The organism is Acidicapsa ligni, from assembly GCF_025685655.1.
Lineage (GTDB): Bacteria > Acidobacteriota > Terriglobia > Terriglobales > Acidobacteriaceae > Acidicapsa > Acidicapsa ligni.
Map to the genome: position 1 here is coordinate 254,255 of NZ_JAGSYG010000006.1, position 25,208 is coordinate 279,462.

A 25,208-nucleotide genomic window follows, 5' to 3' on the forward strand; every position below is an offset into this window, starting at 1 on the left:
TATGCGGGCTTCGATCAAGACAGAGGCGGACGGGATGGTCAACTTGCGGCTCGACCCAGAAGCAGCCCAGGCCGTGTTCGCAAGCGTGGTCTTCGCATCCCGATTTCACGAAGGGATTACGCCTCTCGCGGTGATGGCGGCCGAGAGGTTAGATGGCGACGGCAAGCCCCCCGTGACCAAATGGAGAAGAGAGCTATGCCAATGACATATGCAGAACACGAAAAGAAGCTTAAGGCTCCAGCGGTCTGCGAACTGCTGCCGCTGCGCGATCTTCCCAGTGGCGATAACGTGATGGTGCGAACAAACGGCGCCTTGGCCGCGGGATACGAGCTGCGAGGCATTCTGGCCTACTTCGCTACCGACGGCGACCGCAATCAGACCAAGTCGATGCTCGAAGCCCTCTTCCGCAGCGTGCCCGATGTCAGTATGCGCATCCAGTTCCGCTACGAGATCTCCGAACACCTTGGCGACTTACTAGAGAGCTATGTCGGACAACAGAGAGCAGAACAAGCCGAAGTCATGGCTCTCGATACCCACCGTCTGCGCATGTGGCAGCAAAAGGAGAAGAACGGCTTCTTCTTTGAGAACCGACTCCATGTCTATCTCATCTGGGACCCGCGTATTCACGCGAAGCTGTATCACTCCATGCAACAGAACCGAAAGGTTGGCGGATTCACGGTCAGCCAGAAGAAGGCAATTCAGCGAACCCGCAAGGAACATGAAACATACCTTGCCGAGTTCGAGTCAATTCTCCGGGGTATCGAGGGGTCGATGGAGGCGGCCAACCTTGGTCCCCGGAGGCTCTCGACGCAAGACCTGTTCGAGGAGCTGAAGCACTCACAACATCCGATCCGTCGTGATCATCGCCCCTATGTGCCTGGTGAGGAGATGTTTGAGTATCGGAGCGCGCGGGAACAGGCGACGCAGGCGAGCATTCTCAATGAAACTGAGACGTACCTGAACATCGATGGCTACCTCTATTCAGTCATCAGCCTCAAAGAGCTTCCGGACGCGACATTCCCTGGAATGTTGCAGAACTTCTCCACGCTCGGTTTTCCTCTAGTCATCAGCGGGCAAGTAGTTATTCCCGATCAGGTGAAGGTACTCAAATCCTACAAAAGGCGCCTCCAGAAGATGACCGCAGCGCAGAAAGATGCGAACGGCAACTTCAAGTCGAACCCGGAAGCTGAGGTGGCACAGGCCCAGCTCATTCAAGTGCAGCGCGACATTATCTCGTCATCTCTGAAGACCGCGAAGCTGAGTCTCTCGGTTGTAGTCCGCACCTCGCAGCCAGCGGTGACATTCGCCGACCTCGAGCGATGCGAGCGCAATCTCGCCAACCGGACGCAAGAAGTGCTCAACGCCTTTACGCATATGAATGGCTCGAAGGCCGTGATGGAAACGATCGCCAAGCGGCGCATCTTTCTCGGAACGTTGCCGGGCATGGCTGAGGCGGACAAGCGAGACCAGGACATGCTCACCTCGAACGTCGCGGATCTGGTACCGGTGGAGATGCCATGGACCGGCACGCGCAGAAGTCCTTTGATCCTGTTTGAGACCCCTTTTCGCCAGCTCATTCCTTTCTCGATGTTCGACCCGGACCTCTCCGACGCGAATGGGTTGCTGATGGCGAAGAGCGGAGGGGGTAAGACCTTGGCCGCTCAACAGATGCTCCTAATGGCGGCTCGCGCGAATCCACTAATCTCCATCCTCGAACGTGGCGATTCCTATCAGCCCCTTGTTGAATTGATGGGCGGCGAGATGATCGAGATGTCGCTCGATAGCGACCAGACCATCAATCCCTGGGACCTTCCAAGGGGAGAGACGAAACCCTCCAACGATCAGATTTCGTTTTTGAAAAATCTGACCCGGCATATGCTCGGGGAGAACACCCCTCCGGACCTGGACATTGACCTGCTCGACAGCGTTCTTCTCGAGGCAATCACCTCCACCTACAAACGCTGCAGCGCAAAGACGTCGAACCCAACTCCGCTATTCGGGGATCTGGCCGCAGAACTTGCACACTGGCAGGACCGCGACAGGAATCAGAAGATCAATGCGATGGCCCAAATGGCATCGACCAAGCTTCGCGCTTGGGTCGATGACGGACCTTATGCGCGATTGTTCGACCGGCCAACCACAGTCAAGCTGGACAATCCATGGCTGTATTTCAACGTCGAGAAGCTGAAAGACGATCCGCGCCTCGAACGCGCCGAGAGTCTTTTGATTGCGCACACCGCCACCTATCGAGCATCCGGACTCGCGGGACGGCCGAGCATCGTTTTGCTGGATGAGTGCTGGGCGCTTCTCGAGTCTCCCATCCTGGCAAGCGTGGTGGTGCAACTGTTTCGCACGGCGCGCAAACGCAACGCCAGCGTTTGGGGTATCAGTCAGACGCCCGAAGACTTCGTAGGCACGCCCGATCGGCCGAATGAGCACGGAGCGGGCATCGTCAAGAATGCAACGACCAAAATCATAGGTAAGCAGCCCGGTGATATGACGGCTCTTCGAGAGCATGTTCACCTGAATGAGACCGCACTCAATCAGATCAAAACCTTTGCTCACCCTAAAAAAGGCCACAGTGCCGAGTTCCTTATTGCGATTGGAGAGAAGGCAGAATCCACACACTCGATTCGTGTGGTTCCCAGTGCGGTCGACTACTGGATCACGACGACCTATGCGCGCGAACGCAACTATCGCAAGTGGTGGTTGCGTCGGCATCGGCAACTTCCGCCGATCGAAGCCTATGAACGACTCGCTGAACAGTATCCAAGGGGATTAGCAGAGATCGGACCTCTCCCTATCGAGTTGTCCGGAGAAATGCACGAGGCACTGACGCAATGAACGACACGACGAAACCTACCGATTTGCGTCCGAACGACGCGCCCGATGCCGGGAACGACCCATCCCCAAGAGCGCCTCGTCGGACTCGCTGGAACAGGAGATTGGGAATTGCTGCGCTGACTGTGGCAGCCACAGTTGCGTTGCCGACGCTGGGACACGCTCAATTCCTAACAGTCTTTGACTCTATCTTTAGTTCCATCCAGAGCGACATCGGGACTTCATTGAGTTCCGTCAACCAAGTTATGCAGCAGGTTACGAAGCTCTACCAGACGACGGTTGCTCCCCTGGCTGCGCTCAACCAGGCTCGCGGCTTCGTTTCGACATCAATCTCTAGTTTCCGCAACTCGATGAACCAGATATTTACGACATCGTTCACCAGTGCAGTTACTCCCGGCCCGCAGCAATTCGAGTCCATCTTGCATAGCAGGCTGGCGACGCAGATTCCTTCGCTTCAAGCCAGTTTCACGACGAACTACGGTGCGATTCCACAGGTCAATGCCGCATCACCACAAGACCGCGTGATGATGGACATGGACGACGCCTTGGGTCAACAAAACCTCAAAACCACTCTTGTCGCGGACCAAGGCCAGGATCTCATCCTCCAGACCGCAAATCAGATGGAAAACCAAGTCGCGGTGAGTACGCCGGGCTCGAATCCATATCTGACTGCACAAGCACAAGTCGCGAACCTTCGGTGTCAGGCCTACATGCAAATGATGCTTGCGGCAGAGTTGCGGCAGGAGGCGGGCCGCATCGCGCACGACAATGTTCTCGTAAAGCGCCGAACCACTTCGACGGGTGGCATAAACAGCCTCATCAATGGAACGCTGACCCGATAAGGAGAGCCGCTATGACAGACCCAAAGAACAATCCCGACAAGGTGCGCAAACCATTCTTCTGGTGGAAGAGGCGGCAACCTGTGTCCGAATCCGCGAAGCCGATAAGAGCGAGCGATGCAAATGTGAAACTCATTAGGCGCCCCTGGTATCGATCGACTGCTCTCAAGATCGGTTGTGCAGCTCTCGGTCTCTTGATCGTCATTCCGAGGCACGCGCACGGCCAGCTTGGCATCGACACGGCAGCCATCATGGCCGCATTGTCAAAGATGCAATCGCTGATGAACACCTATATCGCGGCTCCCCTCAAGACGATCAACCAGTACGAACAAAGCGCAGCGAAGTACGAGCAACAGGTGATGTATCCGCTCACGGCGATTAACCAAGCCAAGAGTTCGGTAATGCAGGCGGAAAGCCAATTTACTCAGATGAGCAATATGTTCCGCACCATGAATGTGTCCAGTGCCACGTTGCCACAGTCGCAAAATCTTGAATCGCTCCTACTCTCGCGCAATTCCGCCAATGTGCCGACGGTATCGACCCAGTTTCAGTCGGTCTATGGCGTGGTGATGGCGCAGAACTCGTCGTCACCCGCCGTTCGGACGATGACGGACATGACGGACGCCCAGGCTCAAGACGCGATGAAGAGAGCCATTGAGATCGACGCCTTAGCGACCGCCGAACTCAATGAGGCGGATCAGATGGGGCAGCAGATTACGCAGGCTGCACCGGGGAGCGCTCCGATTCTTGAGGCAGAGGCAGATGTCTGGGTCGTGCGCGCGAATGCTTACACGCAGGCTGCACTCGCAGAACTGATGCGGACTCGCGGCATCGACCTTGCTAATCAGAGCAAGGTCTCGAAGCTTGCGACTACAGACAATACAAGCAATAACAACCTGATCAACGGATCGCTCACGAACAGGTGACACACTCATGACGTTCCTTCACCCCAGCCTCGCTATGCTCGCATTCTTTCAGGGGACTCAACTGAGCCTGTTCGAGCGTTTTCTGACGCAAGCCGTGTCCGGCATCAACTCGACCAGCATCACCTCCGGAATGCAGAACGCAGCCTATGTCGTCCTGCTGGTCGGGTTCCTTTGGCAGATGTACCAGTCGGCGCTGCATGGGGGTGATGTACGTGGTTTGGGAACAAATCTCATCAAGTATGTCGTCACCGCCCTTGTAGTGATGAATTACAGCACGGTCTTCACTGCGGTCAATCAAGGTTTTGTGAACGCAGGTAATTGGGTCGGTAATGCCTCGGGCGCAGGGAATCTCTTTGACAATTGGGCAACCGACATCCAAACCCAGTTTAGTCAAGATGGCGCGCAGCAAATGTGGGGTTTGATTACTGGCTCGATTGCCGGGTTAATCGACGCCGTCCTCATCTTGGTGGCGTACATCCTGTATCCCGTCGTTATAGCGATCTTCGGATTCTTCTACATCTTCTACGGGAGCATCCTGTATATCTTTGGCCCAATCGTGATTGCCCTCATGCCTCTCGGCGCAACGAATCGTCTTGCCAAAGCCTACGTCGAGAACGTGATGATCTGGAATGCGTGGCCCATTTTGTATGGGGGCTTTGGAGCTCTTCTGAGCGCAGTGCAAATGGGCCAGGTGGGCCAAATGTTGAGTCAGAATAACTTCCTTGGCGGCTTGGGAAATCTTGAGGGTTCGTTCCTCATTGGAGCGACAAGCATCATCTACTCCCTCGCAATCGCAGTTATTCCGTTCATTGCGAAGAGGATCGTGAGCGGCGACGTCGGATCTACCGCTGGTGCGCTGATCGGTGCTGCCGCTACCGCATTGACAGCGGGCGCAGCTGCAGTGGAGGGTGCGGTGGCGGGTGCAACGGCCGCGGGAGCCAGCGGAGCAGCAGGAGCTTCAGGAGGTGGGTCGGCTGCAGGCGCAGCCTCGAGCGCAGGGGGATCGGTCGCGACTTCACCAGGCGCGAACCAGCCGGCTCCTCCGCAGAGCAGCCCTGGATCCTCCGCAACCGCTCGCACGAGTGAGGGGGGCGGAGGGCTTGGCGGCGGTCCCACGATTGAAGGACACGCAGAACAAATTCGCAACTCCATGAGCGAAGCTCTGGGAGAAGGCAACGCGGACACGAGTGGGCAGAGTGCAGGCGAATCAGTCGCGGCTGCAACCGGCTCGAGTTCATCCGGCGGTGGGTCCGCTAACAAATCCACCAGTGGCGCTCGCTCATCGCAACCGGCGAAGAGAGGCCCCACCGTGCATCGCTACAACATTGGAACCTGGGGAACTTATCATGCCGCGCGGCTTGTGGCGCGCGGAGTGGCGAGTACAGTGCGGAGCAAAGACGACGACAGGAAATAGGAGGTAATCCATGAAGAGCAATAGCACTGCGACTGCGCCCATCGCGGTCCCGCCCAAATATTACGAGGTCGATGGCGCCTTGAAGGCCAATGCCAATAAGGCGTGGCTCCTTGCATTTCTAACTGTTCCCATCGCGCTGCTTGCCATCGGGTTTGCGATCTTTGTCCGTCTACAGCCACCGACGGTTATTCGCATCGGTCCCAACGGTGAAGCGGCAGTGTTAGGCAAGACCGCGAAGGGCGCGCCTCTTGACGCGGCTATCGCTGGCACGGATCAGTTTCTCGATGAGGCGTTTGTAAAACGATTCCTCGGGACCTACCTGAACTACTCTCCGGCGGACGTCGACGATCATTGGGCCAATAGCCTGAACATGATGACGCGGAATCTCCGCGCATACACGATCAAGGCGATGGCGGATGACAATACACGCGGAAAGATTGACGACGATCAGATCGAGTCAGTGTTCCATTTGCGCGAGATCAAACCCGTGTCCGGCGAGCCTCTGACCTATCTGATCTACGGAGTGAAGGACGTTCACCGTCTCTCGAAAGGGGTGGAGTCTACCGATCACTTCGTAAACGAGTACCGGGTGCGGTTGATTGCGGACCGCCGGTCAGATGTGAACCCCGACGGACTTTGGATCGCGGAATATACCGAGCGCCCAATCGACGGTGAGCGTCGTGACCGGATCCTCGCCGCGCCGAACGCCATGCCGGAAAGCGATGGCGCACCAAACAAAGGAGGTCAATGATGGACGCCCAACTGACTAAAGTCGCGGAGACTCAGCCGGCCCTCAATCAGTCGGCCGAACCCAGACGGACCCGGCGACCGCGTCAACAGACGGAAGAGATCGTTCGGTACTTCCTCGCCAAGGAGGGATCGTCTGCCGAGAAGCCGGAGCTTGGAGTTGAAGTGGCGACTGAAGGCGAAGCATTGATCAAAGCGTTCCAGTCGAAGAACGGAGTTATTTATACCCTCCTTGCCTACAAGGCGGAGGCGGAGATACAGGGAGGATCTCCGACATTGGTAAAGCGGCCTCTGCGTAAATAGGGCCGCACGGTCACGGGATTCAAAGAGGAGACATACCTGAAACACGGCTAATGTCAACCTCCTTTGACGCCTTATCGCACTGCGATGAGGAATTCCGCTGACCCGGTTTGCAATCTCGAGCCTGGTTCGGTCCACATCCACCCCTAACCCGGGCGGCCAGGCGAAGAGATACAGGAAACCGGCATCAGCAGGTCTCTTGTCACTTCGTTGGAAGCGCCAGACAAGTGAGGAGAAAATGACAGCGACTAGGACACAGAACTCGGCCATTGACCATCAGCTCATTCTCGAGCTGAAGATCGACGCGTCCGGAAACGTGACCCGCAAACAAAGCAAACTGGGCCGGAAAGATACGCTCGAGGGAAAGCTCCTTGCGCAGATCTATCCAGGCATTCAGGTAGCGCGTGTAAGTGTGCCGCATGAGTTGACGTCGTATGAGCAGTCTGTGGTGGAAAACCGCATGGCCAAGCTCATATATGACGAGGTCGAATACAAGCTTGTGGGTGCGAGTGGTTCTGCGAAGGATGGCAAGTTCTACTTCGTCGACCAAAAGCACGCCAAGCAGATAGCTGAGCGCTTTCAGCATTGGCCCGAGGCAGCGATCGTGTACTTTGCGATCCTCGTCTCCGACTGCAAGTTGATGATAGAGGAACCCGATCTAAACATCGTCGTGGTCAAGGATCATGTCCTGGGCACCAACGATTGCCGCGGTTGGGTGCGTGAATCTCTCTATCGGAAGCTGAAGATCGGCACAAATCGTTTTTGCCAGTTCCGCATGGCATTCGATACGCGAGAACCGAAGCAGGCAAAAGGCGCATTGAAGGCGATGAGCGATCGCGTGGCCGACAGGCTCGGGGTCGATGTCATCCTGCCGGAAAGCGCCTGCAAACCAGCTCTGAAAGGGGGCGAACGCTTCTTTCCTCAACTGGGCACATCAGGACGGCTGTATGAAGGTCCAGCGATTCTCGGGATTAAGGAAGTGTCCCGCGAATCGGAGTTCGGATCGAGCTATACGCTGGTCGAACATGCTTCGGAAGAGAGCCTTCAACTTGAGATTATGCCTCGGATGATCGAGCAGATTCGCAAGGTGAGGAAGGCCTGGGACGAGGGTGACTACGGTGCTTTGTTAGAACTCTTGGGCAAGTCCGAGGTTGCCACGTTCGAAGATGATGCCAGCTTCGATCCTGAAACTCTGGAACAGGATAGTCCTGCTTCGGAAGGATGGGAGCCGGCGGAAGCGGTACTTCTGGCGGACAAATTTGGACACAGCATCAGGTTTCCTTATGTTGCCAACCAGATCAACCGCAAATTAGCGCGTTGGGCGTTTCGCACATGCACAGGTGGTGGCTTCCGGTTACCGTCGTTCGCTCTCGCAGATGACGGCATCCTGATCGAATACCGAGGAAAAATTCTGTCGGCGTCGGACTGGATACCGGAACATACCGCCATTACCTCGTTGACGGCGGAAAAGGGCCTTTGCATTCGCTATCCCATACGAATGCAGGAGGATCTGCTTCCGGTCCGTCATCTTTCCAACGACGAGCTTGTTCCGATGATGAAGCAGGCATTGGGCTTGCCCGAACTGGACGATTCGTTAGTCCGATACGTTCTTGAACGTCAGCTCCGCATGCAGGGAACATACATCCTTCATTCGGAGACGGCGAGCAAGAATGGAGGCGACTTTGACTTCGACACCATTTGCGTGATGCCATCCGATCGATTTCCCAAGTTCATTGCGGGAAGGATCGCGTATGGAGAGAAGTACCAGCAGGAAAAGACAAAGCTACCTAAGGCCAAGTCTCCCTGGTGGAACGTGTATCTGGTTGCAATGAAGGCGCGGGGAAATCGAATCGGACAGATTACCGACTTGAAGACCTCTTGCCTTGCTGCGGGTCGGCCTGATCTTGCTTATAGGCTGGTCAAGCAACTGCAGAACGCACTCGACGCATTGAAGCACAAGGTCGAGGTCGATGAAGCTGAGGTCGGCGGTGTCAGGAAAGAGGTTAGTCCGGCACCTTGGCTCAAGTACAAACGCGAGCGAAGGATTTCGGATTTGCCACCGCACCTGGAGGTTGCCGATACAGACAAAGTCGGCAGACTCTATAACGTCGGACGCAAAGAGCTTGGCTTCCTTCCCAGGGAGCTCGATGGCGGCTTCGATGAGAAGACGTCGATTGAGGACTTTCGGGGACTCTTCACTGGCGAAGTCGTCAAGAAAGAGATGTTCGAGGAATGCCAGCTAGTCAACTCGATCTACGCTGATGTCGCAAGCAAGATTGTTCAGCGTGAGGACGAGCTGAAACTACAACTCAAAACTGCTCAATCGCACTGGGAAGCTGTTCGCCAGAGCGAAGACAAAGAGCAACGAAGGGCTGCTGTGCTGGCACGCAATAAAGCGCAGACAGCGCTTTGGGAACATGAACAAGAAGCGAAAGACCAGTTCCATTCGCTCCACTTGTTCATGCACTACTGGGCGCAAGGCAAAGAGGAGAACCGACCGGCATGGGTCCAGGCGATGGGTACAGTCGTCACTGGCGGCACAGGCTCGGGGGCCGTCCTCTTTCAATCGTTTTCGCAAGAGATTGTCGATGCCCTTGCGGAACTGACCGGCGGCCAGCGGGTTCGTGTACGCCTTCCAAAGATCATCAACGGACACGTTCGGTTTGATCATGAGCAGAGAGCATGGCTCGTCGAGCGCATCGTCAATCCCGAAGGACCTGATGGTGAAAAGAAGGTCTTCCTTTTTCACTATAAGGGGAAGCGGAACCTGGTCTTCGAAAACACGAGTGATCCGGCAGTGACGGAGAACTCATAACCGGTAAAGGAGAAGCTCTGGCATTCTGCCTGGCTTCTCCTTTGCTTTTGTGATGAGAGTGCGCCCGAGGAGGCCGCTATGAAGATGCTGACCATCATTCCCATTGCCCTGGCAATCGCCTCGGCAGGGGCGCAAACCACCAGCCAAAATCAGATTCGTCATGTTGAGACGTCCCTCAATCATCTGACCGTTCTTGAGTTCGGCGAGCCTGTATCTACCATTGCGGTTGCCGATACGGACAGCTTTCGGGTGGAACATCACGACGACAAAGTGTTCATTGAACCGCTCCGCGAGGGGGTCGCAACCAATCTTTTTATCTGGACAGCGTCTCGGCAACTCACCTATGAACTTGATCCAGCCGGCAAGCTCGCGATCATGGATGTCCTAATTGAGTCCGCACCCGCGCCCAAACCACGTCCTGCAGCGTCCGCCTCATCCGAACCCAGCGATAAGGAGATTCGCAAGATCGCGTCCCTTGTGCTGGCACAGGCCATGATGGGCGTCGAGGACATTGCGCACGAGGGAACGAAGCCCTCATCCGATCGACCGCAAATCAATCTTGAACAGGTTTATAGGGCGAAGGATCAACTTTACATCCGCTACTCTGTGACCAATCCGACCAAAGCGCCATTTCGGCTGACTACCCCAGATATATTTGCGCCACTTCCCACACAGCAGCCGATCTCTCTCTTGAGCTTGCGGAATCATCAGCTCTCGACAGAGAGGTTTGGGGAGTTCAAGGCGAAGTCCGGCAGCAGCCTCGCGATCGTACAAGCGGAATCTGTGACACGCGATCTGGCCCCGGGAGAGAAGACGACAGGGGTTATTAGCGTCGGAAGCTCTCAGGGAAATGCTCCGCAACTCTATCAGCTAGTCTTTGGGACTTACGAGGGGAAGCCTCTTAGCGTTGAGGCTGTCCTCTAATCATGGACGCACAGGGTCATGTCACGTCAGAAGAAGTCCGCAAAGCACTGGTCTTGATATTCCGCAACGACTCCGAATCCGATCTGCAGCAAGCCCTTCTTCGTGTTCTTGCCGACGATCTGAAACCCACCGATGAAAAGGGACGCTGGAGACCCAGCCCGCTACTCATTCTGGTAGCGGTGTTGTTGTGCGGTCTGCTTGGGGTCTTCTTCTACTTTACGATTGGAGGTCCCCGATGAGTCCAGCCTATGATGCGCCGCCGCGGCGGTATCAACCTGGCCCCGAGGACTTGACCGGCCTGCTTGTCTTGCTCGCATGTGCAGTCCTGGCATTCTGCTGGTATGTTGCGGTTTCCCGACTACATCTGCGCAATAGCCAATGTCTCGAAATCTTCATGGACTTCGCCATTCTCTTCTTTGGCGGAGGGCTTGTCATCGCTCAGATCGTCGGCCGGAAACAGAAGCGCGAGGACAATTGGCCACATCCTCCCCTCTTCGTTCCGTCGCTGGCAGACGGCGCAATTGCTCGCGATGCCAATCAAGAGTCAGCGACGCTGCTCGGATATAACGTCCACAAAGAGCCATGGCTTTGGCCAGACGTCGTGAGGATGAAGCACGGGGTCATCGTTGGTGGGACCGGCGCCGGCAAGTCAACATTTCTTGAAAACATTATTGCTCAGGATCTGACACGCCGGTTTGGGAACCGGAAGATGCCCATGATTATCTTCGATGGCAAAGGAGAACGCGAGTTCCTTGATCGTCTTCTGCCGCACATCGAGGCTGCGGGCAGGCTCCAAGATCTCCGAGTTCTCGATCCTACGCATCCCACCGAGTCCGCCCGTTACAACCCCTTCTACGCCCTCGACGACGCCTACCAGGAACACGTTAACTTCATCTTTCGTTCGTTCGGGCTGCGGGAGGATTTCTTCAAGGGACATCAGGAAGCCTATCTCTCCGATCTTGTGCGTATTCTCCAATACACCGGCAAGCTATTCAACGTGTACGACGTTCTGGTTATGGCCCTCGACGAGAACGTACTTCAAGAGCAGATTGCGATTGCAAAGACGCGACTCTCATCTCTCCCTGATATCTCGATGCAAAAGCGTTTGAACTTCGAAATGTCGGTCCGGATGTTGCAAAGATCGCTCGCGGATCGGGAGAGGGTTGAGAAGATTCAAGGTCTGTTGAATGAGCTTCTGAGCTTCCTGGAAGACGAGCTTTCGATCGTCACTGGGTCCTACCAAGATCTGCTGACGCTCGATGAGGTGTTCGAGCAAGACCTCATTCTGTTTGTGTCGCTGAACACGAACCGCAATCAACGCGCTGTAGAAGCGCTGGGGAAAATCCTGCTGCAGAACATCCAGCTCATGGTCGGCAAGCGCTACGCCCGTGCTACGGGCGAGAGGGATGCAGATGAACCGATGTTCTCCGTCATCCTTGACGAGTTTGCGCCATTCGCCTATCCGGGATTTACCCAGGTCCTACAGACAGCTCGCGGAGCCAGAGTATCGTTCCTTTTCTCGTTCCAGAGCCTGCCTCAGTTGCAACGAGTAAGTCAGGCATTTTCGGATGAAGTCTCTTCCGCTCCCGGCACAAAGATGATCATGAATGTCTCGGAGGAGAACACGGCACAGTGGTTCCTAAAGGCGTCGGCCAAGATCGCAACCAAGCGTAGAAGTCTGTCGGTACGCAGAACGGGCCTCTTCTCGGCAAAATACACCGAGACCGGAACTGGCAGTGAAAGTGACATCAAGGAAACGCGGGCTCGGGAAGATCACATCAAGAATCTTCCGGTGGGCCAAATGGAAATCCTGATGGTCGACAGCCGGGAGGGCACGCGATACTCCCATCTCCACGTTCGGCGTGCTCCGAGCTTCCGGCTGGAAGGACTTGCTCCACGGCTCTATCCGAAAATGCACAGCTACCTCGACCCACAAACAGGCGTGAACCTCCGGTTCAAAGAGTCGGAGAACCGTAAACAGCGCCGCAGGCGCATGGCGGGAGTATCGCTCGACGGTTCGGCGGGAGAGTGAATATGAAGCGGCTCTTACAACGAATTTTCATTGTTTCGATTGTCCTTGCTGCGCTCTCGGCATTTCCATCCTTGGCCCAAACGCCGAGTCCGTCGGCAGATTCGAGACCCAAAACAAACAGGCGACAGGGATTTTTCGACTACGTGCTTGGCAAAGTCAACCCGAGCGGCAACGATTACGGCGCGGCCTTGCAATCCGGTCGAGACTCAATGGTTGGGAATACAGTGGACGATTTGTACTTCTGGTCGAACGCCGTGACGCTCGTTTTGCTTACGGGATCGGTCGCTATCGTCTTCCTGCAATGGCGCTCGGAGGCGAAACGCGAGATCATCGCCGCTGCTCTTATCGCCGAATTATGGAATGGTCGTGTCAGCGATAGGGTCGAGCTTGACCGCCGGACAGCGCAGTTCAATGAGCTTGCAGCAGCTCACAATGTCGAGGTGGAACGGGCGTTGACGCTCAGCCAGCAACAGGCGGAAAAGCAGTCGGCGGGCAATCTGAATCGAAGCGTTCGCAAGCTTAGCGAAGCACCAACAGGCGCGAGCCCAAAGGATGCTCCACGCGTGACGACGGCACCGGAAGCGCCGGTTGCGTCTCCGCCAGATGCCAGCGTTGCCAACCTCCAGCAGAGCAATGTATTGCTCCAACGGCGGATCGAAGCGATGCAGAACACCAAGCAAAATCTGGAGCAACGTCTCAGTCAGACCGCAGCCCTTCTCGAACAGGAGCGCCGTCGGAACGCTACGCTCAAGGGCGCTTAGAAAGGAAGCCATGTCGATTAAGAGCCGAGCCGAATTTAGCAAACAGGACGAGTGGATCTCGTATGTCCACGACTGCGTACCTGTCGCCGACCGTGCCTACGCGCTTGCAAGCGGCCGCACCGAGCTATTCAAAAGCTTTTACGACGTGCGGAGACGGACATTTCCTGTCGAGTTTGCTACCGCCTTGGAACGGATTCATGTTCTTTCCGAGCCCGAGCGCACGATCCGTCTTGAGCAGTTGAATGAACAAATTTTCGAAAGCCTTACCGGATTGTTGTTCGATGACGCGCAGTCAAAGAGAGTGGGAGATCAGTCAATAACTCCCGCTTCTCCGAAGAAACAGGTAGAGGAACTGCTCGATCATTTGATCAAGAAGAATCCCTACTTCGCATTGTGGACCACCTACAAAAGCAGTGTCGCGGAAGAATCCGGCGCACGAGATTGGGACGAGCACCTCTGCCAGGAGCTGGGAATGACTGATGGCGAGGAGGTAGAGTTCACCCGAGCCATGGCGGATTTGGACAAAGTTCTTCGTTACTTCCGCGACCACAACATTTCGCTGCCCCGTCATTTCTTTGAACGGACATGGTTCCTTCACTATCTTCGCGGGCCAGAACGAATGCTCCAGACGCGCGCTCTTCTGAACACTCTTACTGCGGAGATCAGGGAATGCACGTCCGAGTGATCGGCTTCGGAACCAATTGGTGGGCGATGCACTCGCCCGACAGAAGCGATCCCTATTGCTTCCGTCGGCGTGCGGCTTACTTCAATGCATCTGCCCTGATGTGCGGAAGGCGGCTTCATCATAGCGCGATCTTCCCCGGCCAAGTCAGGTTCAATGCGCGGAGCGGCTTTGATCCCGAGTTCCCATCCCGCGCTATCGGGAAGACATTTCTGTGTAGCGGTCCAAACCATTTCGCAGGAAAAGTTCATCTTCTGTTCCAGCAATTGGCCAACGATTCCCATCCAGACGCCTATCTCGCTGTGTTGAATTCGCTCGAGCATGGCTCCATTCGGTTCCGACAACCCGGCTGGATGTCCACCGGCGTAATACCAATCTCGATCAGCATGAGAGGTCCGAGATTCGAAGCGATGCTGCTGATAGGCCCTGACGATTGGGTCCAAAGCGATGTTGGACGCTGGCGGGTGAGCGCCGATAGGAACAGCCTGTCGCTTTCGTGCGACCTCGACGGGAGGATCAGATGAGATATTACAAAGGCTATATGGCTCTTTCCGAGGCGTGCGATGTGCCAGTCTTGCTGCACATCCGCAACGCCCGTGCGATCTGCTTCGATCAGCTTTCAGAACTGATTTCGTTCGAGATGGAGAAAGCGCTCTCGCGATCGCTCCGTTGGAGGGTCGCCCGTTTGGAAAAGGCCGGTCTCCTATCGCGCCTGGATATCTATCGCTATTTGGGCAAACCAGTTTTCGGAATCACGCAGCAGGGCCTCGAATGTCTGGAGGCTCGCGGCCATTATCTTCTTTCCCTGCCCAGCAACACCGAACAGATCCTGCACTCATCGCAGGTTCCCCATGCGTTGGAATTGGTGAACATCCGAATCGCGTTGGCGAAAGCAGGCCTGCTCATCTCCTGGAAAAGCGAGTTGGAAATCACCTCTCGGAACCTCATTGTCGAGAGTATGGCTACGAAGGATTATGACGCGGTCGCGGAAATTGAATTCGAAGGAAACAGCAGAAGGCTCGCGATTGAGTACGAAAGAAACCCGAAGGCCGCCCATCGTTATCGCGCTATTCGTGACGTACTCGATAAAGATGAGACCGCGGACACGGTACTTTATCTGACCGCGAACGATGACATCTTGTATCTTCTAGCCGTCGAAATGCGATCCTGCCGGCGGCAAATAGGCTTCGCACTGAGCGAAGCTTTCCGGCGGTCGCTCTTAGAAACGCGCACGTTGACGAACACCGAAGACTCCGAGGTTGTGCTCTTGCGCGATCTTCTGAGAGCTAAACGCCCATAAGTCCCGCCGTCGCCTTAGCCAAATCTTTGACTACCCATTGTGGAGCGATTGTGGTTGTAATGGCCCTCCATTGCTGGTCGTTTGATGTGGTTTGCCTTGTTTTTGACCAGAATCGACCCCTCCTAAGTCTCGGCTCTTCTATGAGTTGCTTCTTGACTATCCCCTTGTACATGGCTCCGATTTGAGGGGTTGTGGATGAGGTGATCGCAGGAAGGGGTGCAGCGGAACACGGATGTCCGCAGCAAGGAGGCAGGTATGAGTCAGTGGCTAGGAGAAGTACGTCGTCTCGCGCAGGAACATGGGAACGATCTTGCGCTGGTTGTGAACCATTCCGGTGGTAAAGATTCCACACGGATGTTGGGTTATATCCGGAAGAAGTTTCCGGATGTTGCTACCTACGCGGTGATGGCAGACACGGGATTCGAACATCTTTGTCCGATCTCGGCGGCAGATTTTGCGCGTTCCCGATGTGCAGAGTTTGGCCTCGATCTTACCGTGGTGCGAAATCCGAAGCGCACCTACCTTGAGATGGTGGAGCAACGCGGGATGTTTCCGTCCCCGCAGTACCGCCAATGCACTTCCGATTTGAAGCGCGGTCCAATCGACAAATTCATTCGCCGTCTGGCACACAAGGTGATTGTGAATTGCATCGGTATACGGTCGGAAGAGTCCAACCCTCGCTCCCGCCTGTTGCCGTTGACCTTGAACAATGCGCTTTGCTCACGTCACAGAACGGTCTACAGCTGGCTCCCCATCTTCGAACAAACTCTCCCCGATGTTCTCGCATGGCATTGGGTAAACGCGATCCGACTCCATCCCATGTATGTCCCGGAGTTCCACAAGGATGGAACAACTGGCGGTTATCTCCGGCGATTATCTTGCCGGGTTTGCATCTTCTCGACCAACGCAGACCTCGTAGCAATCCAGCAACATGACCCCGCCGCCTTCGAGGCAATCGCATCTCTCGAACAGAAGTTGAAGTTCACGATGCGTCCCGGCGCCAGCTTGGTCGAGATCGTGGAATCTCATTCTTCGGTTCGCAGGGAACAAGCCAGACAACAGAGCTTTTGCTTTTGACCGAAAGTTCGCCAGCATCAGCGGAATCGACCCTCCCCATTTGCCCATGACAGAGCAACCCTCGCGGTTCTTCGGCGCGTACCTGCGCGATTGAACTGGACCGTATCCGCCAAATCCTAAACCCGAAATGTGAGGCTTCGTGCCGACCGGAAAGGAATTCCTATGCCCTATATCCCTCGTGTTGTCTCGGCTTCAGTCGAGTACGTTCCAGTTCTGCCAGCCCGCTTTGCCCGACAGGTGGCGCTTTGCGTCCTTGTGACTCTGCTCGATGCAGCGGTCGCCGCTTCTTGCGGTCCCACGCTGTTTCGGGTGAGCGTCGGCCATCCAGTTTGGCAGGCGGGACTCACAAGCCTGTTCGCCGTGATGCTCTTGACGCTCATTCATACCTGGGTCCACACGCTACGTCGTCGGTCCCGCTAAGAAACAACCCCAACCAGAGAGAGGAGAACCGCCATGAAACGCATATTGGGAAAGATGTCCATCCACCACCTGTTCGACTGGCGCAATCGCGTCGGCGACACCATTCAGGAAACAATCGCAGCATTCCTCACGGACGGTGATGTTGGAGAACACGTCGCGGCGCGGTGGGTCGAGACACCAAAAGCCGTGATCATTCTGCAAATGATCAAGAACGATCCAGAGTGCGGCGGCATCTTCGCCTTCGACCGGGAAAGCTCGCAGTGGTACTTGCTGGACTTCGAACGGTTCGATCGTCCTCTCACTCCGAGCATCTTCGACCGCCTCTTCCGCGAATACAAACTCTTCAACTACCTTGACCAGCCGGGCTTGCTGTCCAAGTCGCGGCAAGCCAAAGCCTGACCCATCCTGCACGCCCACACCACAACTCAAGCCAACTTCTACTCCAGAGGAGGAACCGTCATGCGCCTTTCCGCAAGCCGTATTCGTTCGATCAACCGCAGCATAGCCAGAGTGAACGGGATCATCTGTGGCGCTTCCGACCGGATGCCACGCCGTCCACTCGAATCTCCTAAACCCACTCCATTCGGAATTCCCCCACACACCACCAGGGTGGTCGCGGTCCCGAAGTCCATCGCGGCGTAGTTCCAGGTGCCAGCGGAATCGGTGAGTGGACGTGCCCTAATCGGCACGTCCAGCTCGCCGTTTCCGGGAATTTGACCGAGTTTTGGGACCGGGGTACAACCACACAGCTAAGAAAGGAGCCCCGGCTATGCCAACCCACTTTTGCGTAAGCCGCCAGACCGCCGAAGACTTTATGCGGCTGTTCGTCAACCGTCTTGCCTATTGCATCCAGAGAGAAAAGACACCTTCGGATGGCAGTGCGCCGTACATCAAACAGAAACGTCCGCTGGACCTGGGAGCCGTCAGGATGCACCTGAATGGCGATGCAACGATCAGCTTGTATGCAATCAATCCAAATACCCAAAGGTGCAAGTGGGTCGCAATCGACGCTGACTTCGACGGTGCCGTCGACGCGCTCTTCCAGCTAAGGCATGAACTCAAGCAGGATGGCATCGAGGCTGCACCCGAACAGTCACGTCGCGGGGGGCATCTCTGGATCTTCGCGGAAGAGCCGCTGCTGGCGTCCCTCTGCCGTATCTATATCTACAATGCCGCTCTGCGTCTCGGCGTTCCAGTCAAAGGTGGTGGCCTGAAAGAAGGGATCGAAGTCTTCCCAAGGCAAGACCAGATCGCTGATGGTGCGTACGGCAACGCAATCCGCGCGCCGTTGGGCGTCCATCGCAAGAGCAACCGCCGCTACTGGTTCTATGACGCAGATGTCACCCCTGAAGCGCAGTTGGCTTACCTGCAAGGCCTGAAGAAACTCACGGCAACGCAACTCGAGACGCTCACGCAAGGGATGAAACTACCCGAGGCCTACAGGCCACCTGAACCGGTTCCGTTCGTCCCGCGGACTCCAATCCTGGGTCAACGGGAGTTTCGCATCCTCGATTACGTGCAGACCACGGGCAAGCAAGACAGCCGCAATTGGAAGGCGCAGTGCCCGTCATGCGGTGAAGCTGGTCGAGACAGATCTCGAAACAACTTGGGGATCAAGATATCCGACCCCCGCTTTTATGTATGTCGTGCGGGATGCACCAAGGAGGAAATCCGCGCGGCCCTCGGTCAACCCATCCGCAAAGCGGCAATGGCTTAGGGGGCGATCATGGCGAATCTCTCGGAAATCCACCGTCGTTCACCAGAAGCTTCGTCCCACTTACTGCACGGTCTTTCGCTTCCGGTGGCCACGCTCCAGGCACTCCAGCGTCGCGGCATCTACTGCACGTCCGGAGTTACCGTCGAACACCAGCACCTCGCGAAACGTTATGTGTTGCGCGGTGTCGAGTCGGGCGGTGCGGTGGCAGACATGGGACGCACCTGCGCTTTCCTGTCACCTGATGGGCTGCCTCTCCCGTGGCTTCAATCCATCGACTCGCTCGCCGTGAACGGTAGGCACGCGATCATCCTCGCCGAAAGCCTTGTCCGGATCGAGATGTTACGCACGGTCCGAACTTGCGAATTGTCCATATCCCTGCACACGTTGTCTTTGCAGCCAGGCAGAACCCGGCCAGAGATCACATCAAAATCCGTATTTCGCGGACGCGACGGTGTTCTCTCCGTAGAGCTATGGAAAGAGGAACACAGGACATTGCGCGGCGAACTGGCTCCGATCTTCTACACGCGTGCCGGAGAGCCAATGCAAGTGCCGCGACGTTTTGAGGAGGCCATCCGAAAGGTGACAACGGCAGTCTGCTGCGTCGGGTGCAAGCACGCGCATGTCAGCATTTCTCCGCAATCTAGCGAGGTCGCGTTGTGAATTCTTCCACCGATATCCAAATCAGCTTTGAGGAGCCGAACTGGGAGCCCTTGGAGCGCGTTCTGCCGCGCTGCCAGTGTTCGGACTTCATGTACATGGGACGCGCAGGCGAGATCGAGCTCTACAAACATTACATGACGCGCCGCTATTTGAACATCAGCCGCGACGCGCAGAGCTTCTACCGGTACACCAATGGAACCTATGTCGAGATCTCTCGGGGTATGGCCCTGGATCACGTATACGGCTGACTTATGGCAGGAAGGGTGTGCTTTATGACAGACGACACAACAGATTTCATTCAAGAGATGAACCTCCAGCGAGCACTCAGCAGTATCCGGGCTTTGAGCGAGGGTTCAACGACGTTTCTGCGCGCACTTGAAGATGTCGATCTTGCGGGCCGAGGCGCGAGGGCGACTGAGCTTATAAACGGCGAAATCGACGCGCTTGAGGCCAGCGTCGCTATCAGGTTTTCAGAGTGGCGGTTCGCCTCCTCTACGAGGGGATGGGCAATCCGCAAACCATCTCGTTGGATGCGGAGGTCGTTGCGCGAAGCCGCGGCGTAACGATCAACCTCTGACGCTCCACAACAATTCGTAGCAATGGCTTCGGATCTGGGCCAATGAGTCGAGATCTCGGAAAGGAAAGAGAGGAGCATCAACATGGCAAAGGGCGTCAATAAAGCAATTCTTCTCGGACACGTAGGAAAGGACCCCGAGATTCGATCCACTGCTGGCGGAACAATCGTCGCCAGTTTCTCGTTTGCAACCTCAGACCGGCAGAAGGATAGCCAGGGCAACTGGACGGACAAAACCGAATGGCACAACCTCGTGGCTTTCAATCGTACCGCCGAAATCGTGCGGGAGTTTGTGAAGAAAGGCACCCCGCTATTTGTCATTGGCAAAATCCAGACACGCTCGTGGGACGACAAGGCCTCAGGCCAGAAGAAGTATCGCACCGAAATTCTGGTCAATGAACTGAGCCTGCTCGGCGGCCGCGGAGACTCAGGCGCTTCCAGCAGTGGCGGAGGATATTCGCGGGGTAATGCGCATGGCTATAGCCAGGCGCGCCCATCTACCAACGACGACGATTACGCCGATCAGGGAATCACCGACGACGACATCCCGTTTTGAGCGGGACATAAACCCAGTTCACGGGCGCTCTTCGGAGCGCCCATTTCTTTTGAGGAGAAAGCGATGGCAACCGAAGCAGTTACGCCAAACCCCGAGCTCAATGCTCTGTTTGAGAAGTTAATGGACCCTTTTGATCCTTCCGAGATCAAGTGGCGTGTCACGCATACAACCCGAGATGGGAGCCGCGGAGCCGTGATCGCGTTCGCTGACCCCCGCGCCTATAGCGATCGGCTCAACCAGATCTTTACCCCCAGCGGCTGGACCCGGACCTATGAGGTTAACACCGTCTCGCCAATCACCCGGATGAAGAAGGACAAGCTCATCCCGACGGGCAAGGTCCTTGTGACCTGTACAGTGACCATCGCCGGGTTAGGGACACACGCAGACAACGGAGAAGAGTGGGCGGACGAAGAGAACGCCATGACAAGCGCGCAAGCTCAGGCATTCAAGCGTGCCTGCACTTGCTTCGGTCTCGGACGCTATCTCTACAACTTCACTGAGATGTGGGTGCCGCTCAACCAACACCGACAACCTCTCCACTTTCCAACGTTGCCCCAGTGGGCGCTGCCGAAGTCGATTGCAATGGCGGGAAACAGCAACGCCGGTGCAGCTCCTCGCGCTACAGAGATGCAGCGTGGTCCGATCGACCAAAAGGTCACTGCCAAGATCGAAGCCTTCCGGCGAATCCTGGGGCAGCCCATCTACGGCGAGATCCTCTGGCGGATTGCGCGGGCGAAGCGGCCGAATGCAATCCCCAATGCCCAATTGCAGTCGGAGGTCTCCGATGCTATGGAACGGGCTGCGCGTGGAATCCGCAAGGCTCACTCGCTCTCCGAAGAGATCGGGGACACGCAATTTGTCTCGGTGCTGGACCACCTGAACGTCCGGTCGATGGAGACGATTCCCAATCTCGACACGCTCAAGCGACTCGTCATGGCACTTGAGGAATTTGCGGCGAGGCAGGCAGCGTAGTCACGGACAACAGGGCGGCAGCAATGCCGCCCAGATCGGAGAGGAGCGCCCTATGCGCAACGTATTGATGATTCGACAGGAGCCGGGCCTTGTATCGATTCCCGTTGAAAAGGCGGTTTACTGCGAAAACTGCGAGACGGTCTCCACCTCATCGCGTAGCTGCTGCGGCGTCTGCGGATCGGAAAGAATCCTCGACCTCGCGGTTCTGCTCGGAGGTCCGTGGGAGCCTGGCCCCGTTCCTCCGGCCAGCTCCTGTGTCGTATTACCGGTTGCCGCATGAGTTCGTTCGATTGCGGCCGCATAGCGATAGCCTCGGCAAAAACGCGTTGCGCTGGGAGGCGCGATCCAATGACTCCTGAAGACAAGTACCCGGCGCTCATGGCCTACATCAGGGAGCGCAGCAGCCACGGCGAAAATACGGCCTGGAGTATGCTCCGCGCAGATGAAGCCGCCGCAGTTCAGGGCGGCTTCGCAGAGGTTGCGAAACAGCTCAAAGACGCGCAGACAGAGTACGCGGCTGCTGAGATAGATAAAGAAAGAAGCGGGTACCCCTACAACAGTGATATGGGCATCTTCCTCGGTTTGCCACTTCGCAGCAACCACGAACCAGCCTCACCGGTTGCGCAATCGTTGGTGGCTTCAGCACCTCGTTGGGAAAGATTTTACGACAACGTACCGTACCAGACAGCGATGGCGCACCACACCTTTAGGGGCTTCAAAACCATCTTCCCGTGATACGATATGTATACACCTATCGATCTATTGGTGAAAAGGAGCCACCATGAATTTGAGTTTGGAAGGCAGAGTTGCAGTGGTGACAGGAGCTTCCAAGGGAATCGGCGCTGGCATTGCAAAGACACTCGCCGAAGCTGGAGCGACCGTCGTTGTCAATTTTTCAGCCGATCAGAAGGGTTGAGACGCCGTCGTATCGAGCATCGTGGCGAAGGGCGGTAAGGCCATCGCTGTTCAAGGCAACGTCGCCAAAGCCGATGAAGTTCAGCATCTGTTTGCGGTAACGAAGCAGGAGTTTGGAAAGCTCGACATCCTCGTCAACAATGCCGGAGTCTAATCGTTTGCTCCGATTGCGAATCTTCAAGAGGACGAATTCCATCGCCAGTTCAACACGAACGTTCTTGGTTCGCTACTGACAATCAGGGAGTCGCTCCAGCTCTTCGCCCCAAACGGAGGGACCATCATCAATATCAGCTCGGTCGCAAGCACTGGTCGCGCTCCGGCTATGGTCATCTATGCCGCCAGCAAAGCCGCAGTGGATTCCGTGACACGGGTGCTGGCTGCAGAACTCGCTCCAAAGAAGATCCGTGTGAACACCGTCGCACCAGGCGCAACAGAGACCGAAGGGCTTGCTGCCGTGGGTTTTAGCGGAGCAAAGTTGGAGCAGGCCGCTGCAGGCATTCCGCTGGGGCGCGTTGGTCAACCCATCGATATCGGTCAGGCCGTCCTTTTCTTAGCCGCTGACAGCTCCTCATGGATTACAGGGGAACGCATTCAGGTGTCGGGCGGCCAGCACTTCTAACTCCTTTCCAGTCTCCATCCTCGGTACGAGGCCCGGAAATGAGCCTCCCTTCAGAAAGGTAACTAACCAATGAGTCTCGCAACTGATCTCTCGACCCTCAAAGACGCTGCCCACGCGCGAATGCCTAAGGAGCAATCCGACGCAATTTCGAAGTCCATAGAAGATTTCATGGAGACCTGGAATCCTGCGAACGCGATCAATGTCGGGCAGCCGTTTCCGGACTTCAGCCTGTCGGATGCAACCGGCAAGCAGGTGTCCATGAGGGAGTTGCTCGCAAAGGGACCTCTGCTCATCTCGTTCTACCGGGGAGGGTGGTGCCCCTACTGCAACTTGGCTCTGAAAGCTCTACAAGACAGTCTGTCGGACATCAAAGCCAGAGGTGTGACGCTGGTCGCGATCAGTCCCGAGTTTCCCAATCAGTCCCTCACCACGCAGGAGAAAAGCGAACTTCATTTTCCGGTCCTCTCGGACGTGGGAAACAACCTCGCCCGCAAGCTCGGAATTCTGTTTCAACAGCCAGAAACAGTGCGGCCCATCCTGAAAGCCTACGGTGTTGATCTACAGGCGCGAAACGGAGACGACAGCTTTGTGGTTCCGTTTCCCGCGTCTTATCTCATCGACAGTAAAGGCATGATCCGATATGCATTCCTCGACCCGGACTACACCCACCGCCTGGAACCATCGACTGCTCTGGGGTGGATAGACGAGATGCAACAGCTGTAAGTCGTTGGGCCCATCAAGGGCGTCCGCAACGATCTGCCATGAAGCCGAGTCGACAATATAACGCCTGAATCATGGGCAAATACCGATGTAAACATCGGACAGCGCACAGGAGAGTAACCGATGAGTGGAGATCTGCAAGGAAAAGTCTTTCTTATCACGGGGGCAACGGAGGGGATTGGTAAAGCAGCCACGCGCGAGTTCGCGAAGCGAGGGGCGAAGATCGTCCTGGTCGCGCGAAACAAGGAAAAGGGCGAACGCTTCGTTGCCGAATTGAGGAAGGCGACGGGGGACAACGACATCAGTTTGATCGTGGCGGACATGTCGAGCATCGCCGATATCAAGCGCGTCGCCGCCGAATTCCGCGCCAACCACACGAAGCTTGACGTGCTGGTGAACAACGCGGGAGCGCTCTTCAAGGATTACCAATTGAGCAAAGACGGACTTGAGATGACATTCGCGCTCAATCACATGGGCTACTTCGGCCTTACTTTCTCGCTGCTCGATCTCCTGAAGAGCACCAAAGAGGCGCGCGTCGTCTCGACCTCGAGCGTGGGGCACAAAATTGGGAAGTTCGATCTCGGCCGGATCGCCAGGCGTGAACCGGGGCATGCTGGCTGGCCTGCGTACGGAGAGTCAAAGTACGCGAACATACTCTTCACGCGCGAGCTTGCACGAAGGCTCGAAGGCTCCGGCGCCACCGCCAACTGTTTTCACCCGGGCTTTGTGCACACGGGCTTTGGACTGAACAACGGCGGGTTTCTCAAGTGGGCGTTCAGCGTGGTAAGTCCCATTTTCGCGCGAACCCCGGAGAAGGGGGCCGATACTCTGATCTGGCTTGCCACAAGTCCCGAGGCCGCGTCCCACACAGGAGAGTACTTCTCCGACCGCAAAGTTACGAAAGTGGTAGAGCCTGGGAACAACGGCGAACTGGCCAGAGGCTTATGGGAGCTCTCTGAGAAACTCTACAACTGACATCACTTCTGCGAATGCACCGGAGCGTGTCTAATGAAACGTGAACATGTTTAAGTGTGCAGGCATGTAGCCAGGGGCGAACGAAGAAGATGTCAACAAAGAAGGCGAACAATTCAAAGGACCGGCTGCCCGCAAAGCAGTTCGCCCACGTTGCCAAGGTGCTTGCGGAGCCGCGTCGTGTGGAGATTCTTAAGCAAATTGCCGCGAACGGAGGGCAAATCGCGTTCAGCGACCTGGTCACGTTGCACAACATCACCAGCCAGACGATCTCGCACCATGTTCACGAACTGAAGCTGTCCGGCCTCATCGAGATCGTTCGCGAAGGAAGATGCGGCACCCTCCACTTGCAACGGAACGTACTGCAAGCTTATTTGAATGAGTTTAGTGACATTTAGCCTAGACGCCGGAAGCTATGTGCCCCT

The 25,208-nt window shown here is 56.1% G+C and carries 29 protein-coding genes and 1 pseudogene; 29 read left to right on the forward strand and 1 reads right to left on the reverse strand.

Translation table 11 applies throughout. The features are described from left to right. The first annotated feature begins 1 nt into the window (after position 1). The 17 genes from OHL19_RS19425 to OHL19_RS19505 all read left to right on the forward strand — a co-directional run bounded on the left by OHL19_RS19425 (position 2) and on the right by OHL19_RS19505 (position 17,477). A complete protein-coding gene (locus OHL19_RS19425) occupies positions 2-205 on the forward strand; it encodes a hypothetical protein (protein WP_263359486.1) in 204 nt (67 codons plus the stop codon). Continuing rightward, the gene (locus OHL19_RS19430) at positions 202-2,844 is read left to right on the forward strand and encodes a VirB4 family type IV secretion system protein (RefSeq protein WP_263359487.1); all 2,643 of its coding nucleotides are present in this window, start codon (positions 202-204) and stop codon (positions 2,842-2,844) included. The genes OHL19_RS19425 and OHL19_RS19430 overlap by 4 nt, the downstream gene beginning before the upstream one ends. Further along, on the forward strand, positions 2,841-3,683 hold the full coding sequence (locus tag OHL19_RS19435) for a hypothetical protein (protein WP_263359488.1): 843 nt from the start codon (positions 2,841-2,843) through the stop codon (positions 3,681-3,683). The genes OHL19_RS19430 and OHL19_RS19435 overlap by 4 nt, the downstream gene beginning before the upstream one ends. 11 nt (positions 3,684-3,694) lie before the next feature. Further along, on the forward strand, positions 3,695-4,606 hold the full coding sequence (locus tag OHL19_RS19440; RefSeq protein ID WP_263359489.1) for a hypothetical protein: 912 nt from the start codon (positions 3,695-3,697) through the stop codon (positions 4,604-4,606). 7 nt (positions 4,607-4,613) lie between these two features. After that, the gene (locus OHL19_RS19445; protein WP_263359490.1) at positions 4,614-6,020 is read left to right on the forward strand and encodes a type IV secretion system protein; all 1,407 of its coding nucleotides are present in this window, start codon (positions 4,614-4,616) and stop codon (positions 6,018-6,020) included. A gap of 10 nt (positions 6,021-6,030) precedes the next feature. Continuing rightward, positions 6,031-6,771, forward strand: coding sequence for a hypothetical protein (locus OHL19_RS19450; protein ID WP_263359491.1), 741 nt, complete (start codon positions 6,031-6,033; stop codon positions 6,769-6,771). Beyond that, a complete protein-coding gene (locus tag OHL19_RS19455) occupies positions 6,768-7,070 on the forward strand; it encodes a hypothetical protein (protein ID WP_263359492.1) in 303 nt (100 codons plus the stop codon). Before OHL19_RS19450 ends, OHL19_RS19455 begins: the two co-directional genes overlap by 4 nt. 235 nt (positions 7,071-7,305) lie before the next feature. After that, positions 7,306-9,882: a hypothetical protein gene (locus OHL19_RS19460; RefSeq protein ID WP_263359493.1), complete on the forward strand. Its 2,577-nt coding sequence runs from the start codon at positions 7,306-7,308 to the stop codon at positions 9,880-9,882. A gap of 78 nt (positions 9,883-9,960) precedes the next feature. Next, positions 9,961-10,806, forward strand: a complete 846-nt coding sequence (locus tag OHL19_RS19465; RefSeq protein WP_263359494.1) for a TrbG/VirB9 family P-type conjugative transfer protein — start codon at positions 9,961-9,963, stop codon at positions 10,804-10,806. Positions 10,807-10,808: 2 nt separating this feature from the next. Further along, positions 10,809-11,045 carry a hypothetical protein gene (locus OHL19_RS19470; RefSeq protein WP_263359495.1) on the forward strand — a complete coding sequence of 79 codons (237 nt, stop codon included), beginning with the start codon at positions 10,809-10,811 and terminating at the stop codon, positions 11,043-11,045. Next, positions 11,042-12,838 (forward strand): type IV secretory system conjugative DNA transfer family protein, encoded by a 1,797-nt coding sequence (locus tag OHL19_RS19475; protein WP_263359496.1) that lies wholly within the window; start codon positions 11,042-11,044, stop codon positions 12,836-12,838. Before OHL19_RS19470 ends, OHL19_RS19475 begins: the two co-directional genes overlap by 4 nt. 2 nt (positions 12,839-12,840) lie before the next feature. Further along, on the forward strand, positions 12,841-13,599 hold the full coding sequence (locus OHL19_RS19480) for a hypothetical protein (RefSeq protein ID WP_263359497.1): 759 nt from the start codon (positions 12,841-12,843) through the stop codon (positions 13,597-13,599). Between the two features lie 10 nt (positions 13,600-13,609). Then, on the forward strand, positions 13,610-14,284 hold the full coding sequence (locus OHL19_RS19485; protein ID WP_263359498.1) for a hypothetical protein: 675 nt from the start codon (positions 13,610-13,612) through the stop codon (positions 14,282-14,284). A 517-nt stretch (positions 14,285-14,801) separates the two neighbouring features. Beyond that, positions 14,802-15,581 carry a replication-relaxation family protein gene (locus OHL19_RS19490; protein ID WP_263359499.1) on the forward strand — a complete coding sequence of 260 codons (780 nt, stop codon included), beginning with the start codon at positions 14,802-14,804 and terminating at the stop codon, positions 15,579-15,581. Between the two features lie 255 nt (positions 15,582-15,836). Further along, complete coding sequence (locus OHL19_RS19495) at positions 15,837-16,658, forward strand: phosphoadenosine phosphosulfate reductase domain-containing protein (protein ID WP_263359500.1); 822 nt, start codon at positions 15,837-15,839, stop codon at positions 16,656-16,658. Positions 16,659-16,820: 162 nt separating this feature from the next. After that, the gene (locus tag OHL19_RS19500; RefSeq protein WP_263359501.1) at positions 16,821-17,078 is read left to right on the forward strand and encodes a hypothetical protein; all 258 of its coding nucleotides are present in this window, start codon (positions 16,821-16,823) and stop codon (positions 17,076-17,078) included. 33 nt (positions 17,079-17,111) lie between these two features. Next, positions 17,112-17,477 carry a hypothetical protein gene (locus OHL19_RS19505; RefSeq protein WP_263359502.1) on the forward strand — a complete coding sequence of 122 codons (366 nt, stop codon included), beginning with the start codon at positions 17,112-17,114 and terminating at the stop codon, positions 17,475-17,477. 38 nt (positions 17,478-17,515) lie between these two features. On the opposite strand, the gene OHL19_RS19510 is transcribed toward OHL19_RS19505, so the two are convergent. Continuing rightward, the gene (locus tag OHL19_RS19510) at positions 17,516-17,767 is read right to left on the reverse strand and encodes a hypothetical protein (protein WP_263359503.1); all 252 of its coding nucleotides are present in this window, start codon (positions 17,765-17,767) and stop codon (positions 17,516-17,518) included. Between the two features lie 80 nt (positions 17,768-17,847). On the opposite strand from OHL19_RS19510, the gene OHL19_RS19515 reads away from it, so the two are divergent. The 12 genes and pseudogenes from OHL19_RS19515 (at position 17,848) to OHL19_RS19570 (ending at position 25,181) form a co-directional block, all read left to right on the forward strand. After that, positions 17,848-18,795, forward strand: a complete 948-nt coding sequence (locus tag OHL19_RS19515) for a TOTE conflict system archaeo-eukaryotic primase domain-containing protein (protein ID WP_263359504.1) — start codon at positions 17,848-17,850, stop codon at positions 18,793-18,795. Positions 18,796-18,804: 9 nt separating this feature from the next. Continuing rightward, positions 18,805-19,455, forward strand: coding sequence for a hypothetical protein (locus OHL19_RS19520; protein ID WP_263359505.1), 651 nt, complete (start codon positions 18,805-18,807; stop codon positions 19,453-19,455). Continuing rightward, positions 19,452-19,703: a hypothetical protein gene (locus OHL19_RS19525; protein ID WP_263359506.1), complete on the forward strand. Its 252-nt coding sequence runs from the start codon at positions 19,452-19,454 to the stop codon at positions 19,701-19,703. Before OHL19_RS19520 ends, OHL19_RS19525 begins: the two co-directional genes overlap by 4 nt. 24 nt (positions 19,704-19,727) lie before the next feature. Then, positions 19,728-20,018, forward strand: a complete 291-nt coding sequence (locus OHL19_RS19530; protein ID WP_263359507.1) for a hypothetical protein — start codon at positions 19,728-19,730, stop codon at positions 20,016-20,018. Between the two features lie 96 nt (positions 20,019-20,114). Beyond that, positions 20,115-20,585: a single-stranded DNA-binding protein gene (locus OHL19_RS19535; RefSeq protein ID WP_263359508.1), complete on the forward strand. Its 471-nt coding sequence runs from the start codon at positions 20,115-20,117 to the stop codon at positions 20,583-20,585. A gap of 63 nt (positions 20,586-20,648) precedes the next feature. Continuing rightward, the gene (locus tag OHL19_RS19540; RefSeq protein WP_263359509.1) at positions 20,649-21,557 is read left to right on the forward strand and encodes a Rad52/Rad22 family DNA repair protein; all 909 of its coding nucleotides are present in this window, start codon (positions 20,649-20,651) and stop codon (positions 21,555-21,557) included. Positions 21,558-21,609: 52 nt separating this feature from the next. Then, entirely contained in the window at positions 21,610-21,837 is a 228-nt protein-coding gene (locus OHL19_RS19545) for a hypothetical protein (RefSeq protein ID WP_263359510.1), read from the forward strand. 68 nt (positions 21,838-21,905) lie between these two features. Beyond that, a complete protein-coding gene (locus OHL19_RS19550) occupies positions 21,906-22,292 on the forward strand; it encodes a hypothetical protein (RefSeq protein ID WP_263359511.1) in 387 nt (128 codons plus the stop codon). A gap of 46 nt (positions 22,293-22,338) precedes the next feature. Then, a pseudogene (locus OHL19_RS19555) lies at positions 22,339-23,091 on the forward strand (SDR family NAD(P)-dependent oxidoreductase). 69 nt (positions 23,092-23,160) lie between these two features. Further along, positions 23,161-23,814, forward strand: a complete 654-nt coding sequence (locus tag OHL19_RS19560; RefSeq protein ID WP_263359512.1) for a peroxiredoxin-like family protein — start codon at positions 23,161-23,163, stop codon at positions 23,812-23,814. Positions 23,815-23,934: 120 nt separating this feature from the next. Further along, positions 23,935-24,786 carry an SDR family oxidoreductase gene (locus OHL19_RS19565; RefSeq protein WP_263359513.1) on the forward strand — a complete coding sequence of 284 codons (852 nt, stop codon included), beginning with the start codon at positions 23,935-23,937 and terminating at the stop codon, positions 24,784-24,786. 89 nt (positions 24,787-24,875) lie between these two features. Further along, positions 24,876-25,181, forward strand: coding sequence for an ArsR/SmtB family transcription factor (locus tag OHL19_RS19570; RefSeq protein WP_263359514.1), 306 nt, complete (start codon positions 24,876-24,878; stop codon positions 25,179-25,181). The last annotated feature ends 27 nt before the right edge of the window (positions 25,182-25,208 follow it).

What these genes read in the sequence shown, in the direction of transcription:
- OHL19_RS19425 (WP_263359486.1), top strand. Translation starts at nt 2, where the DNA reads ATGCGGGCTTCGATCAAGACAGAGGCGGACGGGATGGTCAACTTGCGG.
- OHL19_RS19430 (WP_263359487.1), top strand. Translation starts at nt 202, where the DNA reads ATGACATATGCAGAACACGAAAAGAAGCTTAAGGCTCCAGCGGTCTGC.
- OHL19_RS19435 (WP_263359488.1), top strand. Translation starts at nt 2,841, where the DNA reads ATGAACGACACGACGAAACCTACCGATTTGCGTCCGAACGACGCGCCC.
- OHL19_RS19440 (WP_263359489.1), top strand. Translation starts at nt 3,695, where the DNA reads ATGACAGACCCAAAGAACAATCCCGACAAGGTGCGCAAACCATTCTTC.
- OHL19_RS19445 (WP_263359490.1), top strand. Translation starts at nt 4,614, where the DNA reads ATGACGTTCCTTCACCCCAGCCTCGCTATGCTCGCATTCTTTCAGGGG.
- OHL19_RS19450 (WP_263359491.1), top strand. Translation starts at nt 6,031, where the DNA reads ATGAAGAGCAATAGCACTGCGACTGCGCCCATCGCGGTCCCGCCCAAA.
- OHL19_RS19455 (WP_263359492.1), top strand. Translation starts at nt 6,768, where the DNA reads ATGATGGACGCCCAACTGACTAAAGTCGCGGAGACTCAGCCGGCCCTC.
- OHL19_RS19460 (WP_263359493.1), top strand. Translation starts at nt 7,306, where the DNA reads ATGACAGCGACTAGGACACAGAACTCGGCCATTGACCATCAGCTCATT.
- OHL19_RS19465 (WP_263359494.1), top strand. Translation starts at nt 9,961, where the DNA reads ATGAAGATGCTGACCATCATTCCCATTGCCCTGGCAATCGCCTCGGCA.
- OHL19_RS19470 (WP_263359495.1), top strand. Translation starts at nt 10,809, where the DNA reads ATGGACGCACAGGGTCATGTCACGTCAGAAGAAGTCCGCAAAGCACTG.
- OHL19_RS19475 (WP_263359496.1), top strand. Translation starts at nt 11,042, where the DNA reads ATGAGTCCAGCCTATGATGCGCCGCCGCGGCGGTATCAACCTGGCCCC.
- OHL19_RS19480 (WP_263359497.1), top strand. Translation starts at nt 12,841, where the DNA reads ATGAAGCGGCTCTTACAACGAATTTTCATTGTTTCGATTGTCCTTGCT.
- OHL19_RS19485 (WP_263359498.1), top strand. Translation starts at nt 13,610, where the DNA reads ATGTCGATTAAGAGCCGAGCCGAATTTAGCAAACAGGACGAGTGGATC.
- OHL19_RS19490 (WP_263359499.1), top strand. Translation starts at nt 14,802, where the DNA reads ATGAGATATTACAAAGGCTATATGGCTCTTTCCGAGGCGTGCGATGTG.
- OHL19_RS19495 (WP_263359500.1), top strand. Translation starts at nt 15,837, where the DNA reads ATGAGTCAGTGGCTAGGAGAAGTACGTCGTCTCGCGCAGGAACATGGG.
- OHL19_RS19500 (WP_263359501.1), top strand. Translation starts at nt 16,821, where the DNA reads ATGCCCTATATCCCTCGTGTTGTCTCGGCTTCAGTCGAGTACGTTCCA.
- OHL19_RS19505 (WP_263359502.1), top strand. Translation starts at nt 17,112, where the DNA reads ATGAAACGCATATTGGGAAAGATGTCCATCCACCACCTGTTCGACTGG.
- OHL19_RS19515 (WP_263359504.1), top strand. Translation starts at nt 17,848, where the DNA reads ATGCCAACCCACTTTTGCGTAAGCCGCCAGACCGCCGAAGACTTTATG.
- OHL19_RS19520 (WP_263359505.1), top strand. Translation starts at nt 18,805, where the DNA reads ATGGCGAATCTCTCGGAAATCCACCGTCGTTCACCAGAAGCTTCGTCC.
- OHL19_RS19530 (WP_263359507.1), top strand. Translation starts at nt 19,728, where the DNA reads ATGACAGACGACACAACAGATTTCATTCAAGAGATGAACCTCCAGCGA.
- OHL19_RS19535 (WP_263359508.1), top strand. Translation starts at nt 20,115, where the DNA reads ATGGCAAAGGGCGTCAATAAAGCAATTCTTCTCGGACACGTAGGAAAG.
- OHL19_RS19540 (WP_263359509.1), top strand. Translation starts at nt 20,649, where the DNA reads ATGGCAACCGAAGCAGTTACGCCAAACCCCGAGCTCAATGCTCTGTTT.
- OHL19_RS19545 (WP_263359510.1), top strand. Translation starts at nt 21,610, where the DNA reads ATGCGCAACGTATTGATGATTCGACAGGAGCCGGGCCTTGTATCGATT.
- OHL19_RS19550 (WP_263359511.1), top strand. Translation starts at nt 21,906, where the DNA reads ATGACTCCTGAAGACAAGTACCCGGCGCTCATGGCCTACATCAGGGAG.
- OHL19_RS19560 (WP_263359512.1), top strand. Translation starts at nt 23,161, where the DNA reads ATGAGTCTCGCAACTGATCTCTCGACCCTCAAAGACGCTGCCCACGCG.
- OHL19_RS19565 (WP_263359513.1), top strand. Translation starts at nt 23,935, where the DNA reads ATGAGTGGAGATCTGCAAGGAAAAGTCTTTCTTATCACGGGGGCAACG.
- OHL19_RS19570 (WP_263359514.1), top strand. Translation starts at nt 24,876, where the DNA reads ATGTCAACAAAGAAGGCGAACAATTCAAAGGACCGGCTGCCCGCAAAG.